The 24,344-nt window shown below is 66.4% G+C and carries 22 protein-coding genes; 16 read left to right on the top strand and 6 right to left on the bottom strand.

All coding sequences use genetic code 11. From position 1 onward, the window contains the following. The first annotated feature begins 25 nt into the window (after positions 1-25). Genes gspF through LU493_RS02140 form a run of 9 tightly spaced genes read left to right on the top strand, consistent with a single transcriptional unit; the run spans position 26 to position 6,738 of the window. Positions 26-1,228, top strand: a complete 1,203-nt coding sequence (gene gspF, locus LU493_RS02180) for a type II secretion system inner membrane protein GspF (protein ID WP_275286138.1) — start codon at positions 26-28, stop codon at positions 1,226-1,228. Between the two features lie 37 nt (positions 1,229-1,265). Continuing rightward, positions 1,266-1,709: a type II secretion system major pseudopilin GspG gene (gene gspG, locus LU493_RS02175; RefSeq protein ID WP_275286137.1), complete on the top strand. Its 444-nt coding sequence runs from the start codon at positions 1,266-1,268 to the stop codon at positions 1,707-1,709. Between the two features lie 35 nt (positions 1,710-1,744). After that, positions 1,745-2,266 carry a prepilin-type N-terminal cleavage/methylation domain-containing protein gene (locus LU493_RS02170; protein ID WP_275286136.1) on the top strand — a complete coding sequence of 174 codons (522 nt, stop codon included), beginning with the start codon at positions 1,745-1,747 and terminating at the stop codon, positions 2,264-2,266. Then, positions 2,259-2,630: a type II secretion system minor pseudopilin GspI gene (gene gspI / locus LU493_RS02165; RefSeq protein WP_275286135.1), complete on the top strand. Its 372-nt coding sequence runs from the start codon at positions 2,259-2,261 to the stop codon at positions 2,628-2,630. Before LU493_RS02170 ends, gspI begins: the two co-directional genes overlap by 8 nt. A 26-nt stretch (positions 2,631-2,656) precedes the next feature. Further along, positions 2,657-3,268, top strand: coding sequence for a type II secretion system protein GspJ (locus LU493_RS02160; RefSeq protein ID WP_275286134.1), 612 nt, complete (start codon positions 2,657-2,659; stop codon positions 3,266-3,268). Next, complete coding sequence (gspK, locus tag LU493_RS02155) at positions 3,265-4,320, top strand: type II secretion system minor pseudopilin GspK (RefSeq protein ID WP_275286133.1); 1,056 nt, start codon at positions 3,265-3,267, stop codon at positions 4,318-4,320. The genes LU493_RS02160 and gspK overlap by 4 nt, the downstream gene beginning before the upstream one ends. Then, positions 4,317-5,543, top strand: coding sequence for a hypothetical protein (locus LU493_RS02150; RefSeq protein ID WP_275286132.1), 1,227 nt, complete (start codon positions 4,317-4,319; stop codon positions 5,541-5,543). The genes gspK and LU493_RS02150 overlap by 4 nt, the downstream gene beginning before the upstream one ends. Further along, positions 5,540-6,013 (top strand): hypothetical protein, encoded by a 474-nt coding sequence (locus LU493_RS02145; protein ID WP_275286131.1) that lies wholly within the window; start codon positions 5,540-5,542, stop codon positions 6,011-6,013. The genes LU493_RS02150 and LU493_RS02145 overlap by 4 nt, the downstream gene beginning before the upstream one ends. Next, positions 6,010-6,738 carry a hypothetical protein gene (locus tag LU493_RS02140; protein ID WP_275286130.1) on the top strand — a complete coding sequence of 243 codons (729 nt, stop codon included), beginning with the start codon at positions 6,010-6,012 and terminating at the stop codon, positions 6,736-6,738. The genes LU493_RS02145 and LU493_RS02140 overlap by 4 nt, the downstream gene beginning before the upstream one ends. Here the strand turns inward: LU493_RS02140 and cobA are convergent. Beyond that, positions 6,729-7,679, bottom strand: coding sequence for a uroporphyrinogen-III C-methyltransferase (gene cobA, locus LU493_RS02135; RefSeq protein ID WP_275286129.1), 951 nt, complete (start codon positions 7,677-7,679; stop codon positions 6,729-6,731). The two genes, LU493_RS02140 and cobA, sit on opposite strands and share 10 nt — an antisense overlap. Further along, complete coding sequence (locus LU493_RS02130; RefSeq protein ID WP_275286128.1) at positions 7,642-10,383, bottom strand: nitrate reductase; 2,742 nt, start codon at positions 10,381-10,383, stop codon at positions 7,642-7,644. Before LU493_RS02130 ends, cobA begins: the two co-directional genes overlap by 38 nt. 530 nt (positions 10,384-10,913) lie before the next feature. Between LU493_RS02130 and LU493_RS02125 the strand changes: the two genes are divergently transcribed. The 6 genes from LU493_RS02125 to LU493_RS02100 all read left to right on the top strand — a co-directional run bounded on the left by LU493_RS02125 (position 10,914) and on the right by LU493_RS02100 (position 18,728). After that, on the top strand, positions 10,914-11,507 hold the full coding sequence (locus LU493_RS02125; RefSeq protein ID WP_064697988.1) for an ANTAR domain-containing response regulator: 594 nt from the start codon (positions 10,914-10,916) through the stop codon (positions 11,505-11,507). Continuing rightward, on the top strand, positions 11,504-12,526 hold the full coding sequence (locus LU493_RS02120) for a CmpA/NrtA family ABC transporter substrate-binding protein (protein ID WP_275286127.1): 1,023 nt from the start codon (positions 11,504-11,506) through the stop codon (positions 12,524-12,526). Before LU493_RS02125 ends, LU493_RS02120 begins: the two co-directional genes overlap by 4 nt. Before the next feature lie 252 nt (positions 12,527-12,778). Then, entirely contained in the window at positions 12,779-14,101 is a 1,323-nt protein-coding gene (locus LU493_RS02115) for an NAD(P)/FAD-dependent oxidoreductase (protein WP_275286126.1), read from the top strand. Then, positions 14,098-16,602, top strand: a complete 2,505-nt coding sequence (nirB, locus tag LU493_RS02110) for a nitrite reductase large subunit NirB (RefSeq protein ID WP_275286125.1) — start codon at positions 14,098-14,100, stop codon at positions 16,600-16,602. The genes LU493_RS02115 and nirB overlap by 4 nt, the downstream gene beginning before the upstream one ends. A 55-nt stretch (positions 16,603-16,657) precedes the next feature. Next, the gene (gene nirD, locus LU493_RS02105) at positions 16,658-17,032 is read left to right on the top strand and encodes a nitrite reductase small subunit NirD (protein ID WP_275286124.1); all 375 of its coding nucleotides are present in this window, start codon (positions 16,658-16,660) and stop codon (positions 17,030-17,032) included. A gap of 283 nt (positions 17,033-17,315) precedes the next feature. Then, positions 17,316-18,728, top strand: coding sequence for a PhoH family protein (locus LU493_RS02100; protein ID WP_275286123.1), 1,413 nt, complete (start codon positions 17,316-17,318; stop codon positions 18,726-18,728). Between the two features lie 158 nt (positions 18,729-18,886). On the opposite strand, the gene LU493_RS02095 is transcribed toward LU493_RS02100, so the two are convergent. From LU493_RS02095 to LU493_RS02080, 4 genes are all read right to left on the bottom strand, one after another. Continuing rightward, complete coding sequence (locus LU493_RS02095; RefSeq protein WP_275286122.1) at positions 18,887-19,105, bottom strand: hypothetical protein; 219 nt, start codon at positions 19,103-19,105, stop codon at positions 18,887-18,889. A 135-nt stretch (positions 19,106-19,240) separates the two neighbouring features. Continuing rightward, on the bottom strand, positions 19,241-19,909 hold the full coding sequence (locus LU493_RS02090) for an alpha/beta hydrolase (protein ID WP_275286121.1): 669 nt from the start codon (positions 19,907-19,909) through the stop codon (positions 19,241-19,243). A 340-nt stretch (positions 19,910-20,249) separates the two neighbouring features. After that, complete coding sequence (locus LU493_RS02085) at positions 20,250-20,456, bottom strand: cold-shock protein (protein ID WP_013332996.1); 207 nt, start codon at positions 20,454-20,456, stop codon at positions 20,250-20,252. A 198-nt stretch (positions 20,457-20,654) separates the two neighbouring features. Beyond that, entirely contained in the window at positions 20,655-22,310 is a 1,656-nt protein-coding gene (locus LU493_RS02080; RefSeq protein WP_275286120.1) for a GMC family oxidoreductase, read from the bottom strand. Between the two features lie 122 nt (positions 22,311-22,432). On the opposite strand from LU493_RS02080, the gene LU493_RS02075 reads away from it, so the two are divergent. After that, a complete protein-coding gene (locus LU493_RS02075; RefSeq protein WP_275286119.1) occupies positions 22,433-24,073 on the top strand; it encodes an FMN-binding glutamate synthase family protein in 1,641 nt (546 codons plus the stop codon). Positions 24,074-24,344 lie beyond the last annotated feature (271 nt).

Below are 24,344 nucleotides of genomic sequence, written 5' to 3'. Positions count from 1 at the left end.
CCCGTGACCCGGGAGCCGCCTGCTGATGCCGACCTACCGCTACCTGGCGCTGGATCTCGAAGGCCGCCGCCGCCGCGATGTCATCCAGGCCGAGAACGAGCGCCATGCCCGCGAGCTGCTCAGCGACCGCGGCCTCTTCGCCCGCCGCCTGGAGGAAGCGCGGGGCGCGCGGCAACGACGCCGCGGCCAGCGCCTCGACGCCGAACGCCTGACGCTGTTGACCCGTCAGTTGGCGACCCTGATCGACGCCGGCATTCCCATCGGCCAGGCCCTGGAAGCTCTGGCCAGCCAGGCCGACCGGGAAACCGCGCGGGTACTCCTGCTGTCGCTGGTCAACCGGGTTCGCGAGGGTTACAGCCTGGCCGACAGCCTCAAGACACACCCCGCCAGCTTCGATCATCTCTATGTGGCGCTGGTCGCCGCCGGCGAGCGTGCCGGTCAACTGCCCCAGGTACTCGAACGCCTGGCCGACCATCTCGAACGCAGCCAACGGCAACGCCAGAAGGCCAAGGGCGCGCTGGCCTACCCGCTGGTGCTGATACTGGTCTCGGTCGGCGTGGTCAGCGGCCTGATGACCTATGTCGTGCCGCGCCTCGCCACCCAGTTCGAACGCTCCGACATGACCCTGCCCTGGCTGACGCGGAGCCTGATCGCCCTGGCCGATGGCATGCAGCACCTGGGACCCTGGCTGCTCGCCACCTTGCTGCTGCTGGGAATCGCCGCCACCCGCTCACTGCGTCGCCCCGGCATCCGACTGAGGGTCGACCGCCGCCTGTTGTCGCTTCCGCGCCTGGGCGAGCTCCTCCTGCTGCTCGACAGCGCCCGCCTCACGCGCACCCTGGCGATTCTCACCTTGAGCGGCATTCCGCTGGTCGATGCCCTGCGCGTCAGTCGCGACACCCTGGCCAATGCCTGCCTGCGCCACCATCTCGGCGAGGTCGAAGAGGCCGTCACCAGCGGCATCAGCCTGCACCGCGCCCTGGCCGATACCGGTCGCTTTTCCCCGACCCTGCTGCACATGGTCGCCAGCGGCGAATCCAGCGGCCGCCTCGGCGAGATGCTGGAGCGCGTCGCCGCCACCCAGGAAAGCGCCTTTTCGCGACGCGTCGACATGGCGCTGGCGCTCTTCGAACCCCTGATCATTCTGGTCATGGGCGGCGTCGTTCTCACCATCGTCCTGGCCATCCTGCTGCCGATCATGAGCCTCAACAGCGCCATGGCGATCTAGCCAGACATCGTTCCACCCCCCCACCCGGAGACCTTCCATGACACCGTCACGCCCTTCCCCCAGCACACAGGCCGGCTTCACCCTGCTCGAGGTCATGGTCGTGATCTTCATCCTCGGGCTACTGGTCGCCATCGTCGCGCCCAATGTGCTCAGCAATCAGGACAAGGCCATGCAACAGAAGGCCCGGGCCGATATCGCCACCCTGGAACAGGCCCTCGACATGTATCGGCTCGACAATCACCGCTACCCCACGACCGACCAGGGGCTCCAGGCACTGGTCGAGGCTCCTCGCCAGGAACCGCTGGCCGCCAACTACCGCCAGGAAGGCTATGTGCGTCGCCTGCCGGATGATCCCTGGGGCAATCCCTACGACTACCGAAGCCCCGGCGAACACGGCCGCTTCGATGTCTTCAGCCTGGGCGCCGACCGGCAACCCGGCGGCGAAGGCAACGATGCCGACATCGGCAACTGGATGCTGTAGGCCCGACAATGGCGTCACTCTCGAACCCGGCTGCCATGCGTCAGCCCCCTTCACGACATCGCCAGGCCGGTGCCCAGTCAGGCTTCAGCCTGCTGGAGCTGTTGATCGTACTGACGATCATCGCAGCCCTTGCCGGACTCAGCGTGGCATGGCTCGACGGCGATGCCGGCCCGACGCTCGACAGTGCTCGGGAGCGATTGCGTATCGATCTCGAACGAGCCGCCATCCAGGCCATGGAGCAGCAGCGGGTCATCGGGCTGCTCCCCGGCGCGACGGGATACACGTTCGTGACCCGGGACGCCGGCAGCGCCGAATGGCAGACGCTTGAAGCGAAGGCCCTTCCCGCCCGGCAATGGCAACTCGATATCCACCTCCAGCGCGATCCGTCCGCCCCCGAGGACAGCATGGTGCCCTGGCTGGTCTGGTGGCCCGATGGCGAGGTGCTGGGCGGGCACTTGGACCTGGTGAGCGGCGACCGACGACGTCGCCTGGTCATCGATGCCCTGGGGGTACGGGAAACAATGGTGCAGGATGCCACGGAGAGAGATGATGCCTGAGCCCCGAAATACCGACGGCTTCACGCTGCTCGAGGTCATGGTGGCACTGTTCATCCTGGCCGTGATCGCCGCCCTGGTCAGCCAGGCGGTGCATCAGCGAACCCGAACGGCCCAGCTGGAACACGAGCGACTACCGCTGGTGATGTGTGCCCGCGCCCTGAACAGCGAGTTCAGTCTCGGCGGTTACTGGCCGAGTGTCGGCCGACACGAAGGTCAACGCCACCTGACCGGGTACGACTGCCATTGGCGCCTGGACGTCGTGGCCACGCCGGTCAAGCAGTTGCGCCGCGGCACCCTGAGCGTGGCCGACACCCCCTTGCCGGCGCCGCGCAGTCTCGACTTCACGGTGTTTCTGGCGCCATGAGCTTGCACCAGCCCTTGAGACGGACCTTGAACCAACCCGCGGGAATGCCGCGCGAGGCCGGCTTCACCCTGCTCGAAGTGGTCATCGCCATCGCGCTGACGGCCTTGATCGGCGTCGCCGTGGCGGGGCTGGTCAACGGCCTGGCGGCCACCCAGGAGCGCTTTGCCACACCGCCGGACGAGCGCCAGGACATGCGTTTCACCCGCCGCCTGGAAGATCGTCTCCAGGCCCTGGTGCGCCGTTCCCTGCATGAGCAGGGACAACCGCTGCTCAACCATCGCCTGGACTACCGCCCCGAACCGGGCATGCTGGAGTGGGTCGCGCTGGTCGGTGACCCCGTCGCGCTGGGCGACCGGGTCAGTCGCCTGCGCCGCCAGCGCCTGAGCTGGAATCTCGAACAAGGCGAACTGCAACTGGCCTCCACCGGCCTGCTCGATGCCGTGGACACGCCTGAGTGGCAGCAGGATGCCCGGCTGACCGGCATCGAGACCCTCGAGATCGCCTTCCATGAGCACGGCCAGTGGCGCCAGACGCCAGCCACGGCCGACGCCCGGACGGTACGTGGGCTACGTCTGCGCTGGCAGCGTCATGGTCGGGAACACGACATCGTCGTGCGACTGCCGGAGGTTCAACCATGAACCGCCCGTTGCCCCCCGGCACGCGTCAGGACGGCGCCGCCCTGCTGATGGTGCTGCTGTGCCTGGCACTGGTCAGCCTGACCCTGACGAGCCTGAGCGAACAGGGCCGCCGGGACCTGGCCCGCCTGAGCGAGCTCCAGGCGCAGACCCAGGCCGACTTCTATGCGCAAGGCGCCGAGGTCATCGCACGCCGTGCCCTGACCGACGCCGCCGTCCGCCAGGCGGGACTCTGGTGGCAGAGCCTGCGTGGACGTTCGCTGTCCTACCCCACCGACCATGGCCACATCCACCTCAACGTCGAGGACCTGCGTGGCTGCCTCAACCTCAATGCCCTGGCAGGCCCCGACGCTCCCCTCACCAGGCGCCAGTTGACCCATTACATCGACCATCATCTCCAGGGACGTCCCGTGTCAGGCCTCTCGACCAATGCCATTCTTTCCCGGCTGATGGACTGGATGGACCCCGACGGCGTGGCCCGCTCCGGCAGTCTCGACGGTCCCGACTATGCCAACGATGTCCGCACCGGCCTTGGACCACGCACCACGGCCAACACCCCCCTTGCCGACATCAGTGAGGTCAACTGGCTGGCTCCGCTGAACAGTCGGCGTTCCCGGCGCCTGCCCGAGGGGCTGTGCGCCTACCCCGACACCGGGCCGCTGATGCTCAACCTCAACAGCCTGGCCGTCGAACGGGTCGAACTGCTCGATGCCCTGCTCGAGGGCCGGATTCCGCGCGGGCAGCTCGAACGCTTGCTCGGATCGCGTCCCGCCGCCGGCTACCCGGATGTCGACGCCGTGCGCAGCGCCCTGGGCGACCCCGATGATTTCGACGAGCTCGCCCGTCGCCTGACCCTGACGCCAGACCTGTTGCGTCTGCATATCCGAATCGAGATCGGCGACCGCCAATACCGCTATGTACGCCTGCTTCAAGCCGAGGGGGTGAGCCCCTGGCAACCCAGGGTACCCGCCGCCCGGGTCCGGATCCTGCAGCGCTATCGCGGTGAAGCGCCCCGCTCCCCTTACCCCACACCTTCCACCGAGGAGTCTTCATGAGATCGATGCTGAACCGACTCCCTCGCGTTCAACGCGGCCACAAGCCCCCTCGAGCCCGGCTGCTTCTGATGCCGCCAGCCACTCCTCGGTATCATTCGGACCCCTGGTACTGGACGCTGCTCGACGACACGACGACACCGCCGGGCGGCTACTGGACACCGGGCAATCCCTTGCCCAGGGCGCTACAGTCGACGGGCCACGACCCGATTCTCGTGCTGCCGCCAGCCTCGGTCACCCGCTTCGAACTCGCTGCCCCCAAGGGACTCAAGCGCGATGAGTGGCCACTGCTCGTCGACCAACACCGCTGCGACGAGGGCCACCGGGAGCCGCTGGAACTGGCACGGCTCGACCACACTCAAGGCCGCCTGGTGCTGGTCGGGGCTGCGCGTTCGCGACTTCAAGACTGGCAGGCCACGCTGGCCCGGGCCGGGCTCTCCCCGACGGCCTGGGCACCGGCCTTCCTGGGGCAACCCGATCCCCCCGAACGTGCCCTCTGTGCCCTGCCCGCCGATGACGACTGGATGTTGCGCTGGCACGACACCGATCAAGACAAGGCGCCGGGGCGCTGTCATTGGCTGGTCTGGCCACGCCATGCCTCCCTGCCTCCGATCCTGGCCGATCGTGAGTGGCACCAGCCCCTCGACGACGAAAGCACGCTGGCACGCCTGAATTTTCTCGGACGCCACCTGCCTCACCACCTGCCTCGGCCCGCCCCCCTGCCGGGCCAGGCCAGACCACATCCTCGCTTGCCGATCTCGCTGGAAGGCGCCAAGGCCTGGCTGCCCTGGCGCCGTACCGGGCTGATCGTGATGTGCCTCCTGCTGCATACCGGGCTCGTCGCCTGGGAAGGCCATCAATCCACCCGACAGACGACCGAACAACAAGTAGCCGCCCGCTTCATTGCCACGCCCGACAACGCGGACGACGCCAGACAACGCCTGGCAGAACGCACCTCGGCCCTGGCCGACCTCGCCCAACGCCGCACGCGCATCGAGGAACAGTTGGCCGCCATGAGCGACATGCCCGATCGCGCCAGGCTGCAACGCCTGGCGGTCTCGGGACAGCGGCTGCATCTGAGCTGGGCCCTGGAGGGGTCGAGCGAAGCCGAAATGGACGCCCTGCGCCCTCGGCTCGCCGCCCTCGGCCGACTCACCGACACGCCGACGACACTCACTCTGGAGATCGACCTTTCCTCCGCTCCCCATGAAGGACACTCACCATGATCTCGTTGACGTCCTTGCGCTCGCCGCTGCAGCGGGCCTGGCAGTCTCGCGAGCCCAGGGAGCGCCGCACCCTGGGGCTCGGTGCCGGCATCATCGTCCTCCTGCTCGGCTACCTGGCCATCTCGCGGCTCGGTGATATCGACGTCATCGAGGCCGCACCACCACCGGCTGCCGCCTCTCGTCTGCCGGCCATCCAGCCACTGGCGCAGGACCGCTGGCTGGCCGTCGCCGAGCGAAACGGCATCGTCGCGCCGCGCCTGGCGTCACAGCCCCATGGCCTGCACCTTCAAGGGCAGGTTCAACGACCGGAAACCGTCACGGACTTCGCTCGCTGGGCGGCTCGGCGCGGTTGGTGGGCCACCGAATGGTCGCTGACAGGAACGTCGGACGACGACCTGGCGCTGGAGATGACCCTGGTGGCGGAACTCGAGCACCGGCCCATCGACGGACATGACGAGGCCTCGCCATGAGGCGCGCCATCGGCCGGGCGGCCCAGACCATCCTCATCGGCGGCATCTTCGGTCTCACCCTGCTGTTCACCCTTCCGCTTGGTGCCCTGTCGGGCCTCATCGTGGCCAACCTGCCCGGGCCAGTCAGCCTGGAAGAGCCTCGCGGTCGACTGCTGGATGGCCAGGCCGCCGCACTGATCATCGAGCCCCGGCCCGGCTGGCCCCTGAAATTCGAACCGCTGAACTGGCACCTCGGCCTGGATGGCTGGCGCCCCGAGCTGCACCTGGACATCGGCGATGGCTGGGTATTCAACGCACGACTGGAGGGCCTGACCGTGGCCTGGCAGCTCGCAGGCGGGAACCTTGCGGCCCTCGACACCTCGGCGTTGCCCATGGGCAGTGGCATCGGCATCGACGGCAGGCTGGAGGGGCACCTGGAGGGCCGGATGAGGCCTGGCGGTTGCCTGACGGCCGAGGGACGGCTCACGAGCCCGTCACTGCAATTGAAAGCCCCCGAGATCGTTCCCCTGGAACGGGCAGCCTTGAGGCTCGATTGCGCCCAGGGCCATGATGCGTGGCAATTCACGCTCGGCGAGCCAACTGATGCGCTACTGCGTCTCGATCATTCGCTGCTCGGCGGCCATGGCGAACTGAACGCCCGGCTGACGGCCGATCATCCCTTGCTCACCTACTGGCGCTTGCTCGACCCGAGCGTGACGCCCGGCGAGCAGCAGCGTCAGTGGTAGATGTCGGCATCCTCGCGGTGCGCTTCGATCGCGTGCATCACCTCCGAGTCGACGAGCCGACGAACCTCGGCGAGACGCACCACGCTGCCCACGATGATCAGGCAGGGTGACGGCAGCGGATGGGCGGCAAGCCGCTCGGGCATGTCGGCCAGGGTACCGACGAGCGCCTCCTGCTCCGGCAGGCTGGCATTGGCGACCAGCATGATCGGCCAATCGTCGGGCAGTCCGGCACCGCGCAGGCCGCGACAGATCGGCGCAACCCTGGAGAGACCCATATAGAACACCAGGGTCTCGTCACGACGCGCCAGGGCGGGCCAGTCCGGCTCGCCACCCTCGCGACACTGCTGGGCGGTAATCAGACGAAGTTGCTGGGCGTGACCACGATCGGTCAGCGGAATCCCCATGCTCGCACAGGCTGCCGAAGCGGCCGTGATACCGGGCACGATCTCGCGGCCGATACCGGCACCATCCAGTGTGGCCAGTTCCTCGCCCATGCGCCCGAAGACGCCGGGGTCGCCGCCCTTCAACCTGACGACCCGCTTGCCCTCGCCGGCCAGGCGCACCAGCAGCGCGCCGATCTCGGCCTGGGCGACACTGTGGTGCCCTCGCGACTTGCCCACGTAGTAACGCTCCCGCCCGGCAGGGATCAAGGCCAGGATCTCGTCACCCACCAGACGATCATAGACCACGGCGTCGGCCTCCCTCAGCAGCCGGGCAGCCTTGAGGGTCAACAACTCGACGTCGCCGCTGCCGGCACCAACCAGAAACACCCGCCCGTCCCGGTCGCCGTGCCGGCTCGCGGCGGCCGGCTCATCGCTCGGTGGACACTGCGATGCCCACCAGGAGAAGGCGACGCGCGCCAGCGAATGCAAGGGACGGCCACGCCATGGGCGCAGGACAGCCTCAAGCCGGCTCGACATCAGGGACGGGATGCGACGCATGGGCCCTCTCCTCTTCGATGAGTGATTTCAATTCGGGGATGCAGCTGCCGCACTGGGTGCCGCAGGCCAGCCGGGCGCCCAGCGCCTCGACACTGGTATCGCCCTCGCGGATGGCCGACGCGATGGCGCCCCGTCCGACCTGGTGACAACTGCACACCAGGGGTCCGTCGTCGGCGGCCCCGTCCTCGCAGGCGGCCAGTATCCGACGCCGCTGGCCCGCCTCCAGGCCGATGCCCTCGGCCGCCTCGGCGAACCGTTCGTCGAGCCAGGCCAGTCCGGGCAACTCGGCCGGCGGACCGACCATCAGCCACCAGCGCAGTCGGCCGGCCTCGATCCCCGCGGCACGCAGCCGACCATCGGCCGGATCGTCGCACCACAGCGAGGCCGACACCGGCAGGACATCGGCCAGCCAGGCCAACCAGTCACGCCCGGTGGCGGCGGGATCGCCCGCCAGTTGCCAGCGTTCGGCATGGGCCATGGGAATTCGCGCCCAATAAGCGGTCGCCTGGCGCACCCGCTCCCCCACGGTGAGGTCTTCGGCGACCACCAGAGTGGCTTCCCAGGCGCAGGGCAGTCTCGTCAAGGCCACGGCACCATGCTTGGACTCGGGCTGGCCGGACAAGGGATCGACATGCGACGCCAGCAGCGCGCCGGCCAGCGCCGAGGCACTGAAGCGGTCGCTCCAGTGGATCGGCACGAACAGTTCGCCGCGCCGCTGAGCCGGCGAGATCCGGACCCGGCCCCGGTAGTCGCCGCCCTCGCCCTCGAGCCGCGCCAGCCCCTGATCGGCCAGACCCAACGCCCGGGCATCCTCAGGATGCACCTCGATGAAGGGCTCGGTGCGGTGGTTCATCAGCCTCGACGCCCGGGCCGTACGCGTCATGGTATGCCACTGGTCACGGACCCGACCGGTATTGAGGCGGAAGCGTCGATGTTCGCCGAGGACCTGGACCGGGCCTCGCGGCCTCACCGGCAAGAGTCGAGCCCGGCCATCGGGGGTGGCGAAGTGTCCATCCTCGAACAACCGGGGCGTGCCCCGTGGCGCCTGGCGCGTCACCGGCCACTGGATCGGTGCCAGGGCGTCATAGCCCGAACGGTCCAGCTCGGCCAGGGCGGAGATATCGAAACAGCGCCGCCCTTCTCCCTCGTTCTCGAAGCCGGACAGGCGTGCATGCTCGACGAAGATGTCGGCCGGATGGGCATAGTCGAAGGCCTCGCCGAACCCCAGGCGCCACGCCACCTCGCTGATGATCCACCAATCGTGGCGAGCCTCGCCCGGCGGCGTCATCAGGCCGCGCTGACGCGAGATGCGACGCTCGGAATTGGTCACGGTGCCATCCTTTTCGGACCAGCCGGAGGCCGGCAGCACGATGTCGGCAACCTCCAGAAGGTCGGTATCGGCCATGCATTCCGAGACAATCACCAGCGGACACCTGGCCAGCGCCGCACGCACCCGGTGGGTATCGGGCAGACTGACGGCGGGATTGGTGGCCATGATCCACAGGGCCCGAACCTCGCCGCGTTCGATGGCCTCGAACAGGGATACCGCCTTGTGCCCGGGCGCGGCCGGGGGACACGGGACGAGCGACTCGGTGGTCCAGAAGCGTGTCACCCGCTCCACAACCCCCGGGCTGTCGTAGTCCATGTGAGCGGCCAGCTGGTTGGCCAGTCCGCCCACCTCGCGCCCGCCCATGGCGTTGGGCTGGCCGGTGATGGAAAAGGGACCGGCACCGGGCAGGCCGATCTTGCCACCGGCCAGGTGGCAATTGATGATCGCCTGGCACTTGTCGGTACCGCTGCTCGACTGATTGATCCCCTGGGAGTAGAGCGTGACCACGTGCAACTGGCTGGCGAACCAGTAGAAAAAGGTTTCCAGGCGCTCGGGATCGACATCGCAGTCGGCGGCGATGGCCTCGATCGAGACATCGTCCTGTCGTGCCGCCTCCAGGGCGTCCTCCAGCCCTCGAGTGTGACGCGCCAGATAGACACGATCGAGCTTGCCCCGCTCGGCCATCCAGGCCAGCAGCCCCGTGAACAGGCGAGCATCGCTGCCGGGGCGGACGCCCAGGTAGAGATCGGCCAGCTCACAGGTATCGGTGATGCGCGGATCGATCACCACCACCCGCAGCAGGGGATTGCGCGTCTTGGCGACGCGCAGGCGCTGGAACAGCACCGGGTGATTCCAGGCCAGGTTCGAGCCCACCAGCACCACCAGTTCGGCGTCCTCCAGGTCTTCATAGTTGCAGGGTACGACGTCGGCTCCCAGCGAGCGCTTGTAGGCGGCCACCGCCGAGGCCATGCAGAGTCGCGAATTGGTATCCAGATGCGGCGTGCCGAGAAAGCCCTTGAACAGCTTGTTGGCGACGTAATAGTCCTCGGTGAGCAATTGCCCGGAGAGATAGCCGGCAAGAGCGTCCGGACCGTGCTCGCGCCGTGTCTCGGCAAGGCGGTCGGCCACGGCATCCAGGGCGGTGTCCCAGTCGACCTCGGCGCCGTCCAGCCGAGGACGCATGAGCCGCCCCCGATCGCCGAGCGTCTCATGCAGAGCCGATCCCTTGACGCACAGGCGACCGTAATTGGCCGGATGCTCGGTGTCGCCCTCGACGGCAACGACCCGGCCCTCCTGCATCTCGGCGCGCACGCCGCAACCGACGCCGCAATAAGGGCATGTGGTGCGTGCGTCTTGCGTTGGGGCACTGGACATGACGCTTTCCTCCCGTCGTGGACGACTGCCGAAACGACGACGCCCACCGCCTCACGGCAGCCGAGGCTGCGGAGAAGCGGTGGGCGTCTTTGCCGATGAATGAACCACCCTTGGTTCATCCTGGTCACCCATTTGGATAGCAAGTGCCATGCCAAGTACGTCGAGCCCCGGCGTGGCGCGTTCCGTACCGACATCGGCGCCGACGGACGCGATGTCGCCGCACATGTCGGGCGCATCTCGCCACCCCACTCGCACCGCTTCGGTGCAATGCCCCCCGGCTCCGGTCCGTCCCCGCTTCGGCCAGGGCCCTCCATCACCCTCCCTTATTCCGGCCGGGAGACGCGCCGAGCACCCGACGAGCGGTATCAAGCTCGAGGCGCACGATACGGGAATCTCGGAGCCTGCACGCCATATCGGGGCCCTACGTGACACCATGGCCGAGCCGCGCAGGCATTCATCGGCGTCACCCGATCTGGAATGGGTCTTGCATTGCATATCTCCAAAGACCCTATGCAACGAGCCACGCCACCATGCCTCAGCCCTTGAAAGTCCTTCTGGTCGACGACGAGATCGTGCGGGCCGCCATGGTCGAGGAAGCCCTCGCCAACGAGGGCCACGAGGTCATCTGTCGCCTGCAGGCCCCGACGAGCCTCAACGAGATGGTCGCCCGACATCAGCCCGATGTGGTGATCATCGACATGGAGTCCCCCGATCGCGACACCCTCGACAGCATGTCGCTGCTCAACCGCGAGAACCCCCGTCCGGTGGTGTTCTTCGCCGACCAGCATGATCCCGAGACCATGCAGGCCGCGCTCAAGTCCGGCGTCAGCGCCTATGTGGTGGACGGCCTGGTACCGGGTCGGGTCAAGGCGGTCATGGAAGTTGCCATCGCCCGCTTCGAATCCTTCCAGTCGATGCGCCGTGAACTGGATCAGGCCCGAACCCAACTGGCCGAACGCAAGCGCATCGAGCGCGCCAAGGGCCTGTTGATGAAGCATCAGGACTGCGACGAGCCCCAGGCCTACCGCATGTTACGCAAGCTGGCCATGGACCGTGGGCAGCGTATCGGCGATGTGGCGAACAACGTGATCGACATCCTCGAACAACTGGAGAAGGGACGATGAGCGCGCCGCGCACCCCCGAACTCGAACGACTGACGCTGGGATTCATCCCCCTGCTCGACGCCGCCCTGCCGATCATCGCCAGGGAGGCCGGCTTCTTCACCGACGAAGGCCTCGAGGTGGCACTCTCGCGGGAAAACGCCTGGTCGACGCTGCGTGACAAGGTCGCCTCCGGCCTGCTCGACGGCGCCCACATGCTATCCCCCCTGCCATTGGCCATGAGTCTCGGCCTGTCGCGTGCGCCCTGCGAAACCCTGGCCCCTTTCATCCTCGGCCGTGGCGGCAACACCATCGTGCTGTCGCGACGCTGGTCCGAGGGCATGGACGACATCGTCGAAGATCGCGATCCCCGCGACAATGCCCGACGCTTCGCCGCTCGCCTCCACGACCATCGCGGCAGACCACCTCGGCTGGCGATGGTCTATCCCTACTCCTGCCAGCACTACCAACTGCGCGAATGGCTGGCCAGTGCCGACATCAACATCGAGCATCAGGTGGTGCTGGGTGCCCTGCCCCCGCCCCGCATGGTCGAGGCGCTGGAAAACGACGAGATCGACGGCTTCTGCGTCGGCGAGCCCTGGGGCAGCCTCGCCCGATATCGCGATGTCGGGCGCGTCGTCGCCAGCGGTGCCCAACTATGGCCCGCGCACCCCGAGAAGGTTCTCGGCGTGACGGCCTCCTGGGCCCTGCGCTATCCCGCCACCCTGGCGGCCCTGATCCGTGCCCTTCACAAGGCCGGACAGTGGCTCGGTGCCTCGCCGGACCATGCGCGACGCGCACTGGGCTGGCTGGAGCTGCCCCCCTACCTGGATCGCAGCATCGAGCATCTCGAAAGCCTGGCGCCCGATGCTCCACCGGCCTGGCAGTGTCTGGTCGGCGATCCACGCCCGACCGCCGAGATCATGTCCCATGTCGCCGAGCACCTCGACCAGCACATGCGCGAGAGCGGTCGCGTACTGGACATGCGCACCCTGTCGACCTGCTACAGCCCCGCGCATTTCGATGCCGCCACGCACCAATGACGTGCACGCAGCAGGACATGGCGCAGACCGTGACCCACGAAAAGATCTGTAACTTACTGATTTTTAAATATCCACCATGAAGATGGCGTAGAACTTGAACCTTTCCGGGTGAACAGCGCCGATACGCGGGTCCCGACCCGCACCGGCCCCGGCGGTCAACGGCGATCGCCTCATGCTTTCGGACAAAGACGTCTCAGCGCCCCCGATGCCGGGAGCGTAGGGACGTCTTTTGCGTTTTCAGGAGGTTGCGATATGCGACCCGATGCCCTCACACGCCCCGACGACCGGGCCCCCATCGATCACCTGGTGATCGTCGGCAACGGCATGGCCGCCCATCGCCTGGTCGCGACACTGTGCAGCAAGCCTCGACCACCGCGCCGAATCACCGTCATCGGCGAGGAAACCAGCGCCGCCTACAACCGTATTCTGCTGTCGCCCTGGCTGGCCGGCGAGATGGAACGCGACGCCCTGCGATTGCCCGGGTATACCCCGACCGACACGCACATCGAGACCCGGCTCGGCGAACGCGTCACCAGCATCGACCGCGATGCACGCCGGGTCACCACCGACCGGGGCGCGACCCTCGGCTACGATCGCCTGGTGCTGGCCACCGGCTCGCGTTCCGCAATGCCGCCGGTCCCCGGCGTAGCCCTCGAAGGTGTGCATGGCTTCCGTGATCTGGGCGACGCCGAGACTCTGACCCGGGCCACTCGACACGGCGGGCGCGCCGTGGTGATCGGCGGTGGCCTACTCGGCCTGGAAGCCGCCGAGGGACTCCGCAAGCGAGGCATGCGGGTCCGGGTGATCCAGCGCAGTACTTGTCTGATGAACCGCCAGCTCGACGTCACCGCTGCCGGACTGCTGCGCGGCGAGCTCGAGGCGAGAGGCCTGGAGATCATCACCGACGGCCACTTGAGCGAGCTGGAAGATAACGGTCATGGGCGGGTGTGCGCGGTGCATCTCGCCGACGGCAGCCGATTGGCCGCCGATCATGTGGTGATCGCCACCGGCATCACGCCCAACGTCGAACCGGGCCGCGCCGCCGGCCTCGACTGCGATCGTGCCATTCGCGTCGACGAACGGCTGACCACCTCGGATCCCGCCATCCATGCCCTGGGCGAGTGTTGCCAGTTCGGGTCGAGCACCTTCGGACTGGTGGAACCGATATGGCAGCAGGTCGAGGTGCTCGCCGCCCGGCTGACCGGCGAGGACACGCCCGGCTACCGGGACCATCCGACCGCCACCAAGCTCAAGATCAGCGGCGTGTCGCTGTACGCCTTCGGTCCCATCGAGGCGACGCCGGACCACGACGTCCTCACCTATCACGATCCCGAGCAGGGCGAATATCGCCGCCTGTTGCTGCGTGACGGCCGTGTCGACAGTGCCGTGCTCTATGGCGATACCGCCATGGGACCCTGGCTGTTCGACCAGTCCCGGGATGGCACACGCTTCGGCGCCGCGCGTCGCGCACTGCTGCTCGGCCAGGCCGATACCGAGACCCTGCTCGACGACGCCTCAGACGCCGCCCCGGCCACTACCTCAGCCACCGACACTATCGACCAGGAGGCCGCATGAAGGCATCGAACTCCGCTCCCCAGGACCTGATCATCGTCGGCAACGGCATGGTCGGCCATCACCTCGTCGAGCAACTCGTCGAACGCGACGCCCATCGGCACTACCGCATCCGCGTGTTCGGCGAAGAACGTCACCTGGCCTACGACCGAGTGCACCTCTCCGAGTACTTCAGTGGTCGCGACGCCGATGACCTCGCGCTTTCGACCGCCGACTACTACGAGGCACACGGGATCGAACTGCATCTGAACGAGGCGGTCACCGCCATCGACCGCGACGCCCGCGAGCTGATCACGCCCCGGGGGCGTTATGCCTTCGATCGCCTGGTCCTGGCCACCGGCTCCTACCCCTTCGTGCCGCCGATCCCCGGCGGCGACCGGGACGGCTGCCTAGTCTACCGTACCCTGGACGATCTCGACGCCATCCGTGAGGTGGCCCGTTCGGCCACCACCGGGGTGGTGGTCGGCGGCGGCCTGCTGGGCCTGGAAGCAGCCAACGCCCTGCGCGGGCTCGAGCTGGACACCGCCGTGGTGGAGTTCGCCCCGCGCCTGATGCCGATGCAGGTCGATACCGAAGGCGGCGAGCTGCTGCGCGAGAAGATCGAGGCACTGGGCGTGCAGGTCCTGACCGACCGGGCGACCCAGTACATCGAGGATGGCGACACCGGCCGCCACCGCATGGTCTTCCAGGACGACAAACTGCTGGAGACCGACCTGATCGTCTTCTCGGCGGGCATCCGGCCGAGGGACGAACTGGCCCGCGATGCCGACCTGGAGATGGGCGAACGCGGCGGCGTGGTCATCGATGACCGCTGCCTGACCAGTGATCCGGCGATTCTCGCCGTCGGCGAGGTCGCGCTCTGGCAAGGCAGTATCTTCGGCCTGGTGGCGCCGGGCTACCAGATGGCCAAGGCCGCCGCCGACACCCTGTGCGGCGGCGGCCTGACCTTCGAAGGCGCCGACATGAGCACCAAGCTGAAGCTGCTCGGCGTCGACGTCGGGGCCATCGGCGACGCCCATGGCGACCGCTCGCCGGGCGCCCGCCAGTTCCGATACTTCGACCAGCTCAAGCAGGAATACCGCAAGATGGTCGTCTCCAGCGATGGCAGGAAGCTGCTCGGCGCCATGCTGGTGGGCGACAACGCCACCTACGACACCCTGATGCAGTACTACGCCAATGGCCTGGAACTGCCGGAGGATCCGGCCTCGCTGATCCTGCCCGGCGTCGAGGGCGCCCCGACCCTGGGGCCCGACGCCCTGCCCGAGACGGCCTCGATCTGTTCCTGCCATAACGTCACCAAGGGCGCAATCTGCGAGGCCATCGACGCCGGATGCGACGATCTCGGCGCGGTCAAGGGCGCCACCAGGGCGAGTACCGGGTGCGGCGGCTGTGCGGCACTGCTCAAGAGCGTGGTCGACAGCGAGCTGGAGGCGCGCGGTGTCGAGGTCGATCAATCGATCTGCGAACACTTCGCCCATACTCGCCAGGCGCTGTATTCGATCGTGCGGGTCGAGGGGATCAAGACCTTCGGCGAGCTGATCGAAAAACACGGCCATGGCCTGGGCTGTGATATCTGCAAGCCGGCCGTGGCCTCGATCCTGGCCTCCTGCTTCAACGAGCCGATCACCGATGCCGCCCACGTGCCCTTGCAGGACACCAATGACACCTTCATGGCCAACATGCAGAAGAACGGCACCTATTCGGTGGTGCCGCGCATTCCCGGCGGCGAGATCACCCCGACCCGGCTGCGCGTGCTGGGCGAGGTCGGCGAGAAATATGGCCTCTACACCAAGATCACCGGCGGCCAGCGCGTCGACCTCTTCGGCGCCCGTCTCGAACAGTTGCCCGACATCTGGGCCGAGCTGATCGAGGCCGGCTTCGAGACCGGCCATGCCTACGGCAAGGCCACCCGCACGGTGAAATCCTGCGTCGGCAGCACCTGGTGCCGCTACGGCGTACAGGACAGCGTGGGCATGGCGATCCATCTCGAGAATCGCTACAAGGGGCTGCGCTCGCCGCACAAGCTCAAGTTCGCCGTCTCCGGCTGCACCCGGGAGTGCGCCGAGGCACAGAGCAAGGATGTCGGTGTGATCGCCACCGAGCACGGCTGGAATCTCTACGTCTGCGGCAACGGCGGCATGCGTCCTCGCCATGCCGAGCTGTTCGCCACCGATCTCGATGACGACACCCTGATCCGTTATATCGACCGCTTCCTGATGTTCTACGTGCGCACCGCCGACCGGCTGCAACGCACCTCGGTGTGGCGCGAGAACCTGGAGGGTGGGCTCGACTATCTCAAGGAGGTCGTGATCGACGACAGCCTGGGACTCGGCGACGAGCTCGAGCGCCAGATGCAGACGGTGATCGACAACTACGAGTGCGAGTGGGCCGGCGTCCTCTCCGATCCCGACAAGCTCAAGCGCTTCCGCAGCTTCGTCAACGACGAGCGGCCGGATCCGGACATTATCGTGACCGAGGAGCGCGGCCAACTCAGGCCTGCATAAAGGAAATGGCCCCAATCAAGCTCCCTGGTGAACGCTAAACAAGAGGAACTTTCCCATGACCACCGCCACCGCAGAAGACCTGACCATGCCCGACACCTGGCAGCCCCTGTGCACCAGTGAGGACCTGGTCGCCCACTCCGGCATCGCCGCCCGGCTCGAGACCGACGATGGCCCCGTCCAGATAGCGATCTTCTACCTGCCCGGCCACGAACCGGCGCTCTATGCCATCGACCATCACGACCCCTTCTCCGGCGCCAATGTCATCGCCCGGGGCATCGTCGGCGACGTGGCGGGCGAGCCTGTCGTGGCCTCGCCGCTCTACAAGCAGCATTTCAGGTTGAGCGATGGACAATGCGTGGAAGACGAGCAGGTCAAACTGCGTACCTGGCGGATCGTCCTGCACGACGGACGCGTCATGGTGCAAGGCTGACACCACGGGCCCCGCCGGCAGGCGGGGCCCGTTTCGTTGACGCGGCCGTGAGGCTCGTCTACTTGCAGACTTGACGATATGGTCCATGCTGAGAAAGCACTGACGACAATGCCGACATCGCACCCTCGGCATCATTCAATGTCCAATTCGACAGGAGGAAACGCCACGCCATCAGGGAGACACGTCGCGCCCTGTCACAGACCTGACATTTCGCGCTGACAGTGTCGACATCGAGGCGTCATGATGGTGACGCCGATCCGGTGACAATCAGGAGAGCTGCGCGATGGTACGCATCGACAAGAAAGCCACCCGGCTTTACGTGCTGGACACCAATGTCCTGATCCACGACCCCGCCGCCCTCTACCAGTTCGATGAGCACGAAGTGGTGATCCCGATGACCGTGCTCGAGGAACTCGACAAGCACAAGAACGGCATCCGCGAGATCGCTCGCACCGCCCGGCAAGTCAGCCGTACCCTGTCCGACCTCACCGCCAACGTCGATATCGGCCAGATTCGCGACGGCATTCCCATTCCCCGCCTCACCGGCACCGAAGGCCGCCTGCGCCTGCTCTGCTACAACGACCTCAAGCCCCTCGACCCGCTCGAGGACAGCCCCGACAATCGCTTGCTCACCGAGACCTGCCGGCTGCGTGACGAACGCCCCGATGCCTCGGTCGTGCTGGTGACCAAGGACATCAACCTGAGGGTCAAGGCGGCGGCACTCGGCGTGCCCGTGGAGGATTACCTCACCGATCGCGCCTTCGACGACAGCGACGCCATGATCGGCGGCGCCCGCATCTATCCCGACGCCGGTCACGACGGCAGCGGCCTGTGGGAAGGCCTGCGTGCCGACGTCAAGGTAGACCGCGAGGACGACCGGGTGGTCTATCGCCTCAACGGCGAGATACCGGAAGACTGGCACCTGGGCATGCTGGTGTCGGACAACGACAACGGCGCCAGCTTCGAAGCCGTGGTGCGCGAGGTGAGCCCTCGACACGCCCAGCTCGAGCTGCTCACCGACTATCGTCACGGCGCCAGCGTATGGGGCGTCCACGCTCACGACAGTCGCCAGAACTTCACGCTCAACCTGTTGATGGACGACGATATCGACCTGGTCACCATCGCCGGCAGCGCCGGCACCGGCAAGACCTTCATGACGCTCGCCGCCGCCTTCCAGCAGACGCTGGACACCAAGCGCTTCGAGCGGGTGGTCTTCACCCGGGCCCCCATCTCGATGAGCGAGGACATTGGTTACCTGCCCGGTACAGAGGAAGAGAAGATGTCACCCTGGATGGGTGCCTTTCACGACAACATGGACAACCTGCTGCGCGATGAGCACGACGGCAGCACCACCTGGAACCAGGAAGCCACCCGCCAGCTGCTCGGCTCTCGGGTACAGATCCGCGCCCCGGGGTTCATGCGTGGCCGAACCCTCAACGACACCTTCCTGATCATCGACGAGGCCCAGAACTTCACGCCCAAACAGCTCAAGTCACTGATCACCCGCGCCGGACGCAACACCAAGATCGTCTGCCTGGGCAACGTGGGGCAGATCGATACGCCCTATCTCACCGCCAACACCTGCGGCATGGCCGCCGTGGTGCAACACTTCCGAGACTGGGCCCACGCAGGCCACGTGACCCTGATGAGCGTCGAACGCTCGCGCCTGGCTCTCGCCGGCGAGGAACTGCTCTAAGCGCGATACGGCCATCGAGCTGAAACTAAAAAGGCCTGAGTCCCGTAAAATACAGGGCTCAGGCCTTGAGCGCCGGCTGAATGAACCGTCCAACTATTGGGGGGTCAGTTCAATGTCGCCGGTCCTTCATTATCTTCAAGGAAAACCCGAGGGAGCCCTCAGGCACCGCGGTTCACCGCCTTCTCGATCAACGCCTCGCTGTCGCTGCCCGGCCCCTGCCTCAATACCTTGCAGGCCTCGTGATAGAGGCAGACGAAACGCTGACAGGACGCACAATGCACCTTGTCATCAGGATTCCTGGTGCCGGGGGCTCGCATCAGATGACTGCCGCAATTCGGGCAGGCCACGGGTAACCGTAAATCTTCCGATAACGCCATGGGCGTCTCCTCTTTGCCGGTTTTCACCAATTTCCAGCTCACGCTGACCCTGCATGCCAACCCTGGCGTGCAGCGACCACTACCCTTCATGGACCATACCCGGCCGGGAGGTGATCGCCAACAACCGGTCCACCCTCACCCTCCGAGCCGGGCGGACAACCAGCGGCCGATATCGGCGACCTGTTGAGGGCAGACGGCGTGGGCCATGGGGTATTGCCGATACTCGATCGGGTAGCCCATGTTCTGCAGGCGGTCGTGGGCGGCACGCCCCAGCGACTCGGGTACCACGGGGTCGACGTTGCCGTGATGCACCTCGATGGGCAGGTCTCGGTTGGCCTCGGCGTACTCGAGGCTGTCGGCGGTGGCGAGATAGGTCGACATGGCCAGCAACCCGCCCAGGCGTCGAGGGAAGCTCAAGGCAGCTTCATAGGCCACGGCGCCCCCCTGGGAGAAGCCGGCGATGATGATACGCTCGGGGGCGATGCCGTGGTCGATCTGCTCCTGAATCAAGCCCTGGAGGCGTTCGGCCGAGGCCTTGAGCTGCGCCTCGTCGACCTTGCGGTCCAGGCTCATTTCGGTGATGTCATACCAGGCGGGCATCACCATGCCGCCATTGACGGTCACCGGCAGACGCGGCGCATGGGGCAGAATGAAGCGCACGCCGGCATCGGCAGGCAGTGCCAGGGCCGGCACCAGGGGCTCGAAGTCGTGGCCGTCGGCGCCCAGGCCATGCAGGATGAACACGCAGGCATCGGCGACCTTGCCGTTGGCCGGTTCGATGATCAACTCGTCGGGTGCGCTCATGGCGACATCATCTCCACAGACAAAAGCCACACCCTAGCGCAACGGCGGCGCCGAAGAAATCGCGGCCTAGTGTCCTGTATCAGAGGTTGACTGTAGAATTCTGGCGGCCCCTTGAGCCGCCATGCCGTGTTGCCACTCCTCGCCATAGCGCTGCTATGCCTCGTCGCGGCGCCTTGCCTGGCGACCCAATGCGCTCGCCACCTCTTCAACGAACCTCCGAAACAGGACACTAGCGCCGGGCAACATTTCTTCCCGCACAACGCAAGCGGGGCCCGCTTTCGCGGGCCCCGCCAATCGACCACCCGATCGGTGGTCTATCCTGCATCAGGACAATCGACGATCAGTCGACGACCTTGATGTTGGACGCCTGCAGGCCTTTCTTGCCCTGAGTGACGTCGAAGGAGACCTTCTGGCCATCCTGCAGAGACTTGAAGCCTTCGGCTTGAATCTCGGAGAAGTGAGCGAACAGGTCGTCACCGTTGTCGTCCGGAGAGATGAAGCCAAAGCCCTTGGTGTCGTTGAACCACTTGACAGTACCGGTAGCCATTTTTCGAATTCCTCGAATAGCATTGATTTGCCGGGAAATACCCGAGTAGCAGTGGGTAAAACAAGAAACGTTTCACCGGGAAATCGATGCCTGAGCGTTTCGATGACCACTTGCGATGTTCGACTTGCCAACCTACTGCGAGCTAGCATGCGCCAGCGAGAGGCGCAGGTCAAACACTATTTGTCATATATGACGAGATCATGACGTTTCGGCCAGCATCCAGCTGGCCGCTTTCTCGGCGATCATCAGGGTCGGCGAATTGGTGTTGCCGCTGGTGATGGTCGGCATCACGCTGGCATCCACCACCCTCAGCCCCGAGACACCACGCACTCTGAGGCGCGAGTCGACCACCGCCAGAGGGTCATCGGCAGCGCCCATGGCGGCCGTCCCCACGGGGTGGAAGATGGTAGTGCCGATATCGCCGGCCAGGCGCGCCAGTTCCTCATCGGTCTGGTAGCGCGCGCCCGGCTTGACCTCCTCCGGCCGATACCCGGCAAGGGCCGGTTGGGCGATGATGCGCCGGGTGACCCGCAGCGAGTCTGCCGCGACCCGTCGGTCCTCCTCGGTATCCAGGTAATTGGGCGAGATGAGCGGTGCCAGGGACGGGTCCCGACCGGCAATCCGCACCCTGCCCCGGCTGGTCGGATTGAGGTTGCACACGCTGGCGGTAATCGCCGGGAAGTCGTGCAACGGTTGCCCGAACGCCTCCAGGCTCAACGGCTGCACATGGTATTCGAGATTGGCATGAGGCCGGTCCGGGTCGCTGCGCGTGAAGGCACCGAGCTGGGAGGGTGCCATGCTCATGGGGCCGGAGCGCCGCAACAGGTATTCCAGGCCGATGCGTGTCTTGCCGAACCAGGAACCGGCGCGGGTATTCAGGGTATCGGCGCCGTCGACGCGATATATCGAGCGTAGTTGCAAGTGATCCTGCAGGTTTTCGCCCACGCCCGGCAGGTCGGCGACCAGGGGAATGTCGTGCTCGGCGAGCAGCCCGGCCGGGCCGATACCGGACAACTGAAGCAACTGCGGCGAGCCGATGGCGCCGGCGCACAGCACCACATCCCGGGCGGCCTGCACCTCGACGATTTCACCGCCCCGCTTCACCCGCACGCCGGCGCAACGGGGTCGCCCCGACGCCTCCTCGTCGAAGCCCAGGCACTGCACCTGGCTCGAGTGCCAGAGGGTCAGGTTGTCGCGCCCTTCGATGCCACGCAGGAACGCCTTGGCAGTGTTCCATCGCCAACCACCACGCTGGTTGACCTCGAAATAATCCACCCCCTCGTTGTCGCCGCGATTGAAGTCATCGACCCGGGGGATACCCGCCTGCTCGGCGGCCAGGGCAAAGTCCTCGAGTACCTCCCAGCGAAGCCGCTGACGCTCCACCCGCCATTCGCCGCCATGGCCATGAAAGTCACGATGCGCGGCATCGACGCCGGTCTCGTCATCGAGACGGTGGTGATCCTCGTGACGCATGAAATCGGGCAGGCAGTTCGCCCAGCGCCAGGCATCATCGCCGGTCACATCTGCCCAGTGGTCGTAATCCCGTGCCTGGCCACGCATGTAGATCATGCCATTGATGCTGGAGCAGCCACCGAGCGTCTTGCCACGCGGATAGACCAGCCGCCGACCGTTGAGACCCGGCGAGGGTTCGGTTCGAAAGCACCAGTCGGTGCGAGGGTTGTCGATGCAGTAAAGATAACCGACGGGAATGTGAATCCAGGGATGCAGGTCGCGCCCTCCTGCCTCGATCAGCAGCACGCGTCTCTCGCCATCCTCCGTCAGGCGCTTGGCGAGCAAGCAGCCGGCGGTGCCGGCGCCGACGATGATGGTGTCGAAACGGTGGCGCTGCGTCATGGCCTGCCTCCAGCACATCTGACAAGACGATGCCTGACACGCTAGCGTCCGCCAGCGCGAATTGACAGTCGACCTTCCGCGACATGCAATGGCCGAATCCTCATCGCAAGAAGAGCCTGCCCATGTACCGCCTACCGAGCCGCTACGGCGCTTATGCCATCAGCCTTGCCGGCCTCATCGCCTGCCTGCTGGGCCTGGCCCTTGTTCCCGCCTGGTCCTGGATCCTGGGCATTCTGGCCTTCGGCCTGCTGGTCGCCCTGGGCACATACGACCTGCTACAGCACCACCACACCGTCAGCCGCAATTATCCCATCCTGGCCCATCTGCGTTACCTGCTGGAATCCATCGGCCCCGAGATCCGCCAGTACTTCATTCAGTCGGACACCGAGGAACGCCCTTTTTCCCGGGAACAACGCAGCCTGGTCTACTGCCGCGCCAAGGACACCATCGACAAGCAGCCGTTCGGATCACAACGCGACATGCAGGCCCCCGGCTACGAATGGATGAACCATTCCCTGGCGCCGAAACGCATCGAGAATCATGATTTCCGGGTCGTCATCGGTGCCGGTCGACCCCGTCCCTACTCGGCCAGTGTCTTCAATATCTCGGCGATGAGCTTCGGCGCACTGTCGGCCAACGCCATTCGCGCCTTGAATGAAGGGGCCAGGGAAGGTGGTTTCTACCACGACACCGGCGAAGGCGGTCTATCGTCCTATCATCGCCAGGGCGGCGATCTCGTCTGGGAGCTCGGTTCCGGCTACTTCGGGTGCCGCGACGCCGAGGGCCGCTTCGATCCCGAGCCATTCGCCGAAACCGCCAGTCTCGAGGCGGTGAAGATGATCGAGATCAAGCTTTCCCAGGGCGCCAAGCCCGGCCATGGAGGCGTATTGCCCGGTCCCAAGGTGACGCCCGAGATCGCTGCAGCTCGTGGCGTGCCGGCAGGCCAGGACGTGATATCACCGGCGGCCCACAGCGCTTTCGCCACACCACGCGAGATGATTGCTTTCATCCGGCAGTTGCGCGACCTGTCCGGCGGCAAACCGGTCGGCATCAAGCTGGCCATCGGCCACCCCTGGGAGTGGTTTGCCATGGTCAAGGCCATGCGCGAGGAAGGCGACCATCCGGATTTCGTGGTGGTGGATGGCGGCCAGGGCGGCACCGGCGCGGCACCGCTGGAATTCGTCAACCGCCTCGGCATGCCGCTCACCGAGGCGCTGCTGCTGGTCCACAACACCCTGGTCGGCGCCGGCTTGCGCGACGTGGTTCGCGTGGGGGCCGCCGGCAAGGTCACCAGCGCCTTCGACATCGCCCGCACCATGGCGCTCGGCGCCGACTGGTGCAACGCCGCGCGAGGCTATATGTTTGCCCTGGGGTGCATTCAGGCCCAGAGCTGCCACACCGACCGCTGCCCAAGCGGCGTGGCGACCCAGAATCCCCGGCGCGGCAGCCGACTGGACGTGCCCCTCAAGGCCGAGCGGGTGCATCGTTTCCACGCCAACACCCTGAAGGCACTGGCCGAGATGCTGGCTGCCGCCGGTCTCGACCATCCTGGAGAACTCGGTCCGGAGCACGTGATTCGACGCATCTCCCGCCACGAGGTGCGCAGCCTTGCCACCTTGTTCGACTTTGTGCCACCGAACGCCTTGCTCACGGGCGGTGCATCGCTTCACCCGGTCTTTCGCGATTACTGGGACCAGGCCGACCCCGACAGCTTCGCTCCGCCGCTTGTCGAATGGCAGCTTCGTCAGAGCAAGCTGGTATAGCAGGACAATGGGCCATCGCACGGAATAACGGCAGGCTGGAAGCCTGCCGTCGAGAGCGAGAGAGCGTGAGGTAAAGCAGAGGTTCAGTCGCGCTCCACCGCGACGACACCGTCCTGCCCCAGGCGTGTGGTGATCTCGAGTTCGCGACCGTTCTGCCCGCGACCCTCGATCTCGATGTGACCGTGGCACCACCTCTGCTGCACGGCATGCGGCGTCCTGCTGCTCGTCGCGCTCTCGCCGCCGGGACTGGGCGACAAGCACTGGCGAGACC

Origin of the sequence: Halomonas elongata, assembly GCF_029081005.1 — a bacterium.
In the GTDB taxonomy this organism is placed as follows: Bacteria; Pseudomonadota; Gammaproteobacteria; order Pseudomonadales; family Halomonadaceae; genus Halomonas; species Halomonas elongata_B.
Note: the sequence above shows the minus strand (reverse complement) of the source record. Positions and strands in the feature narration are given on the sequence as shown.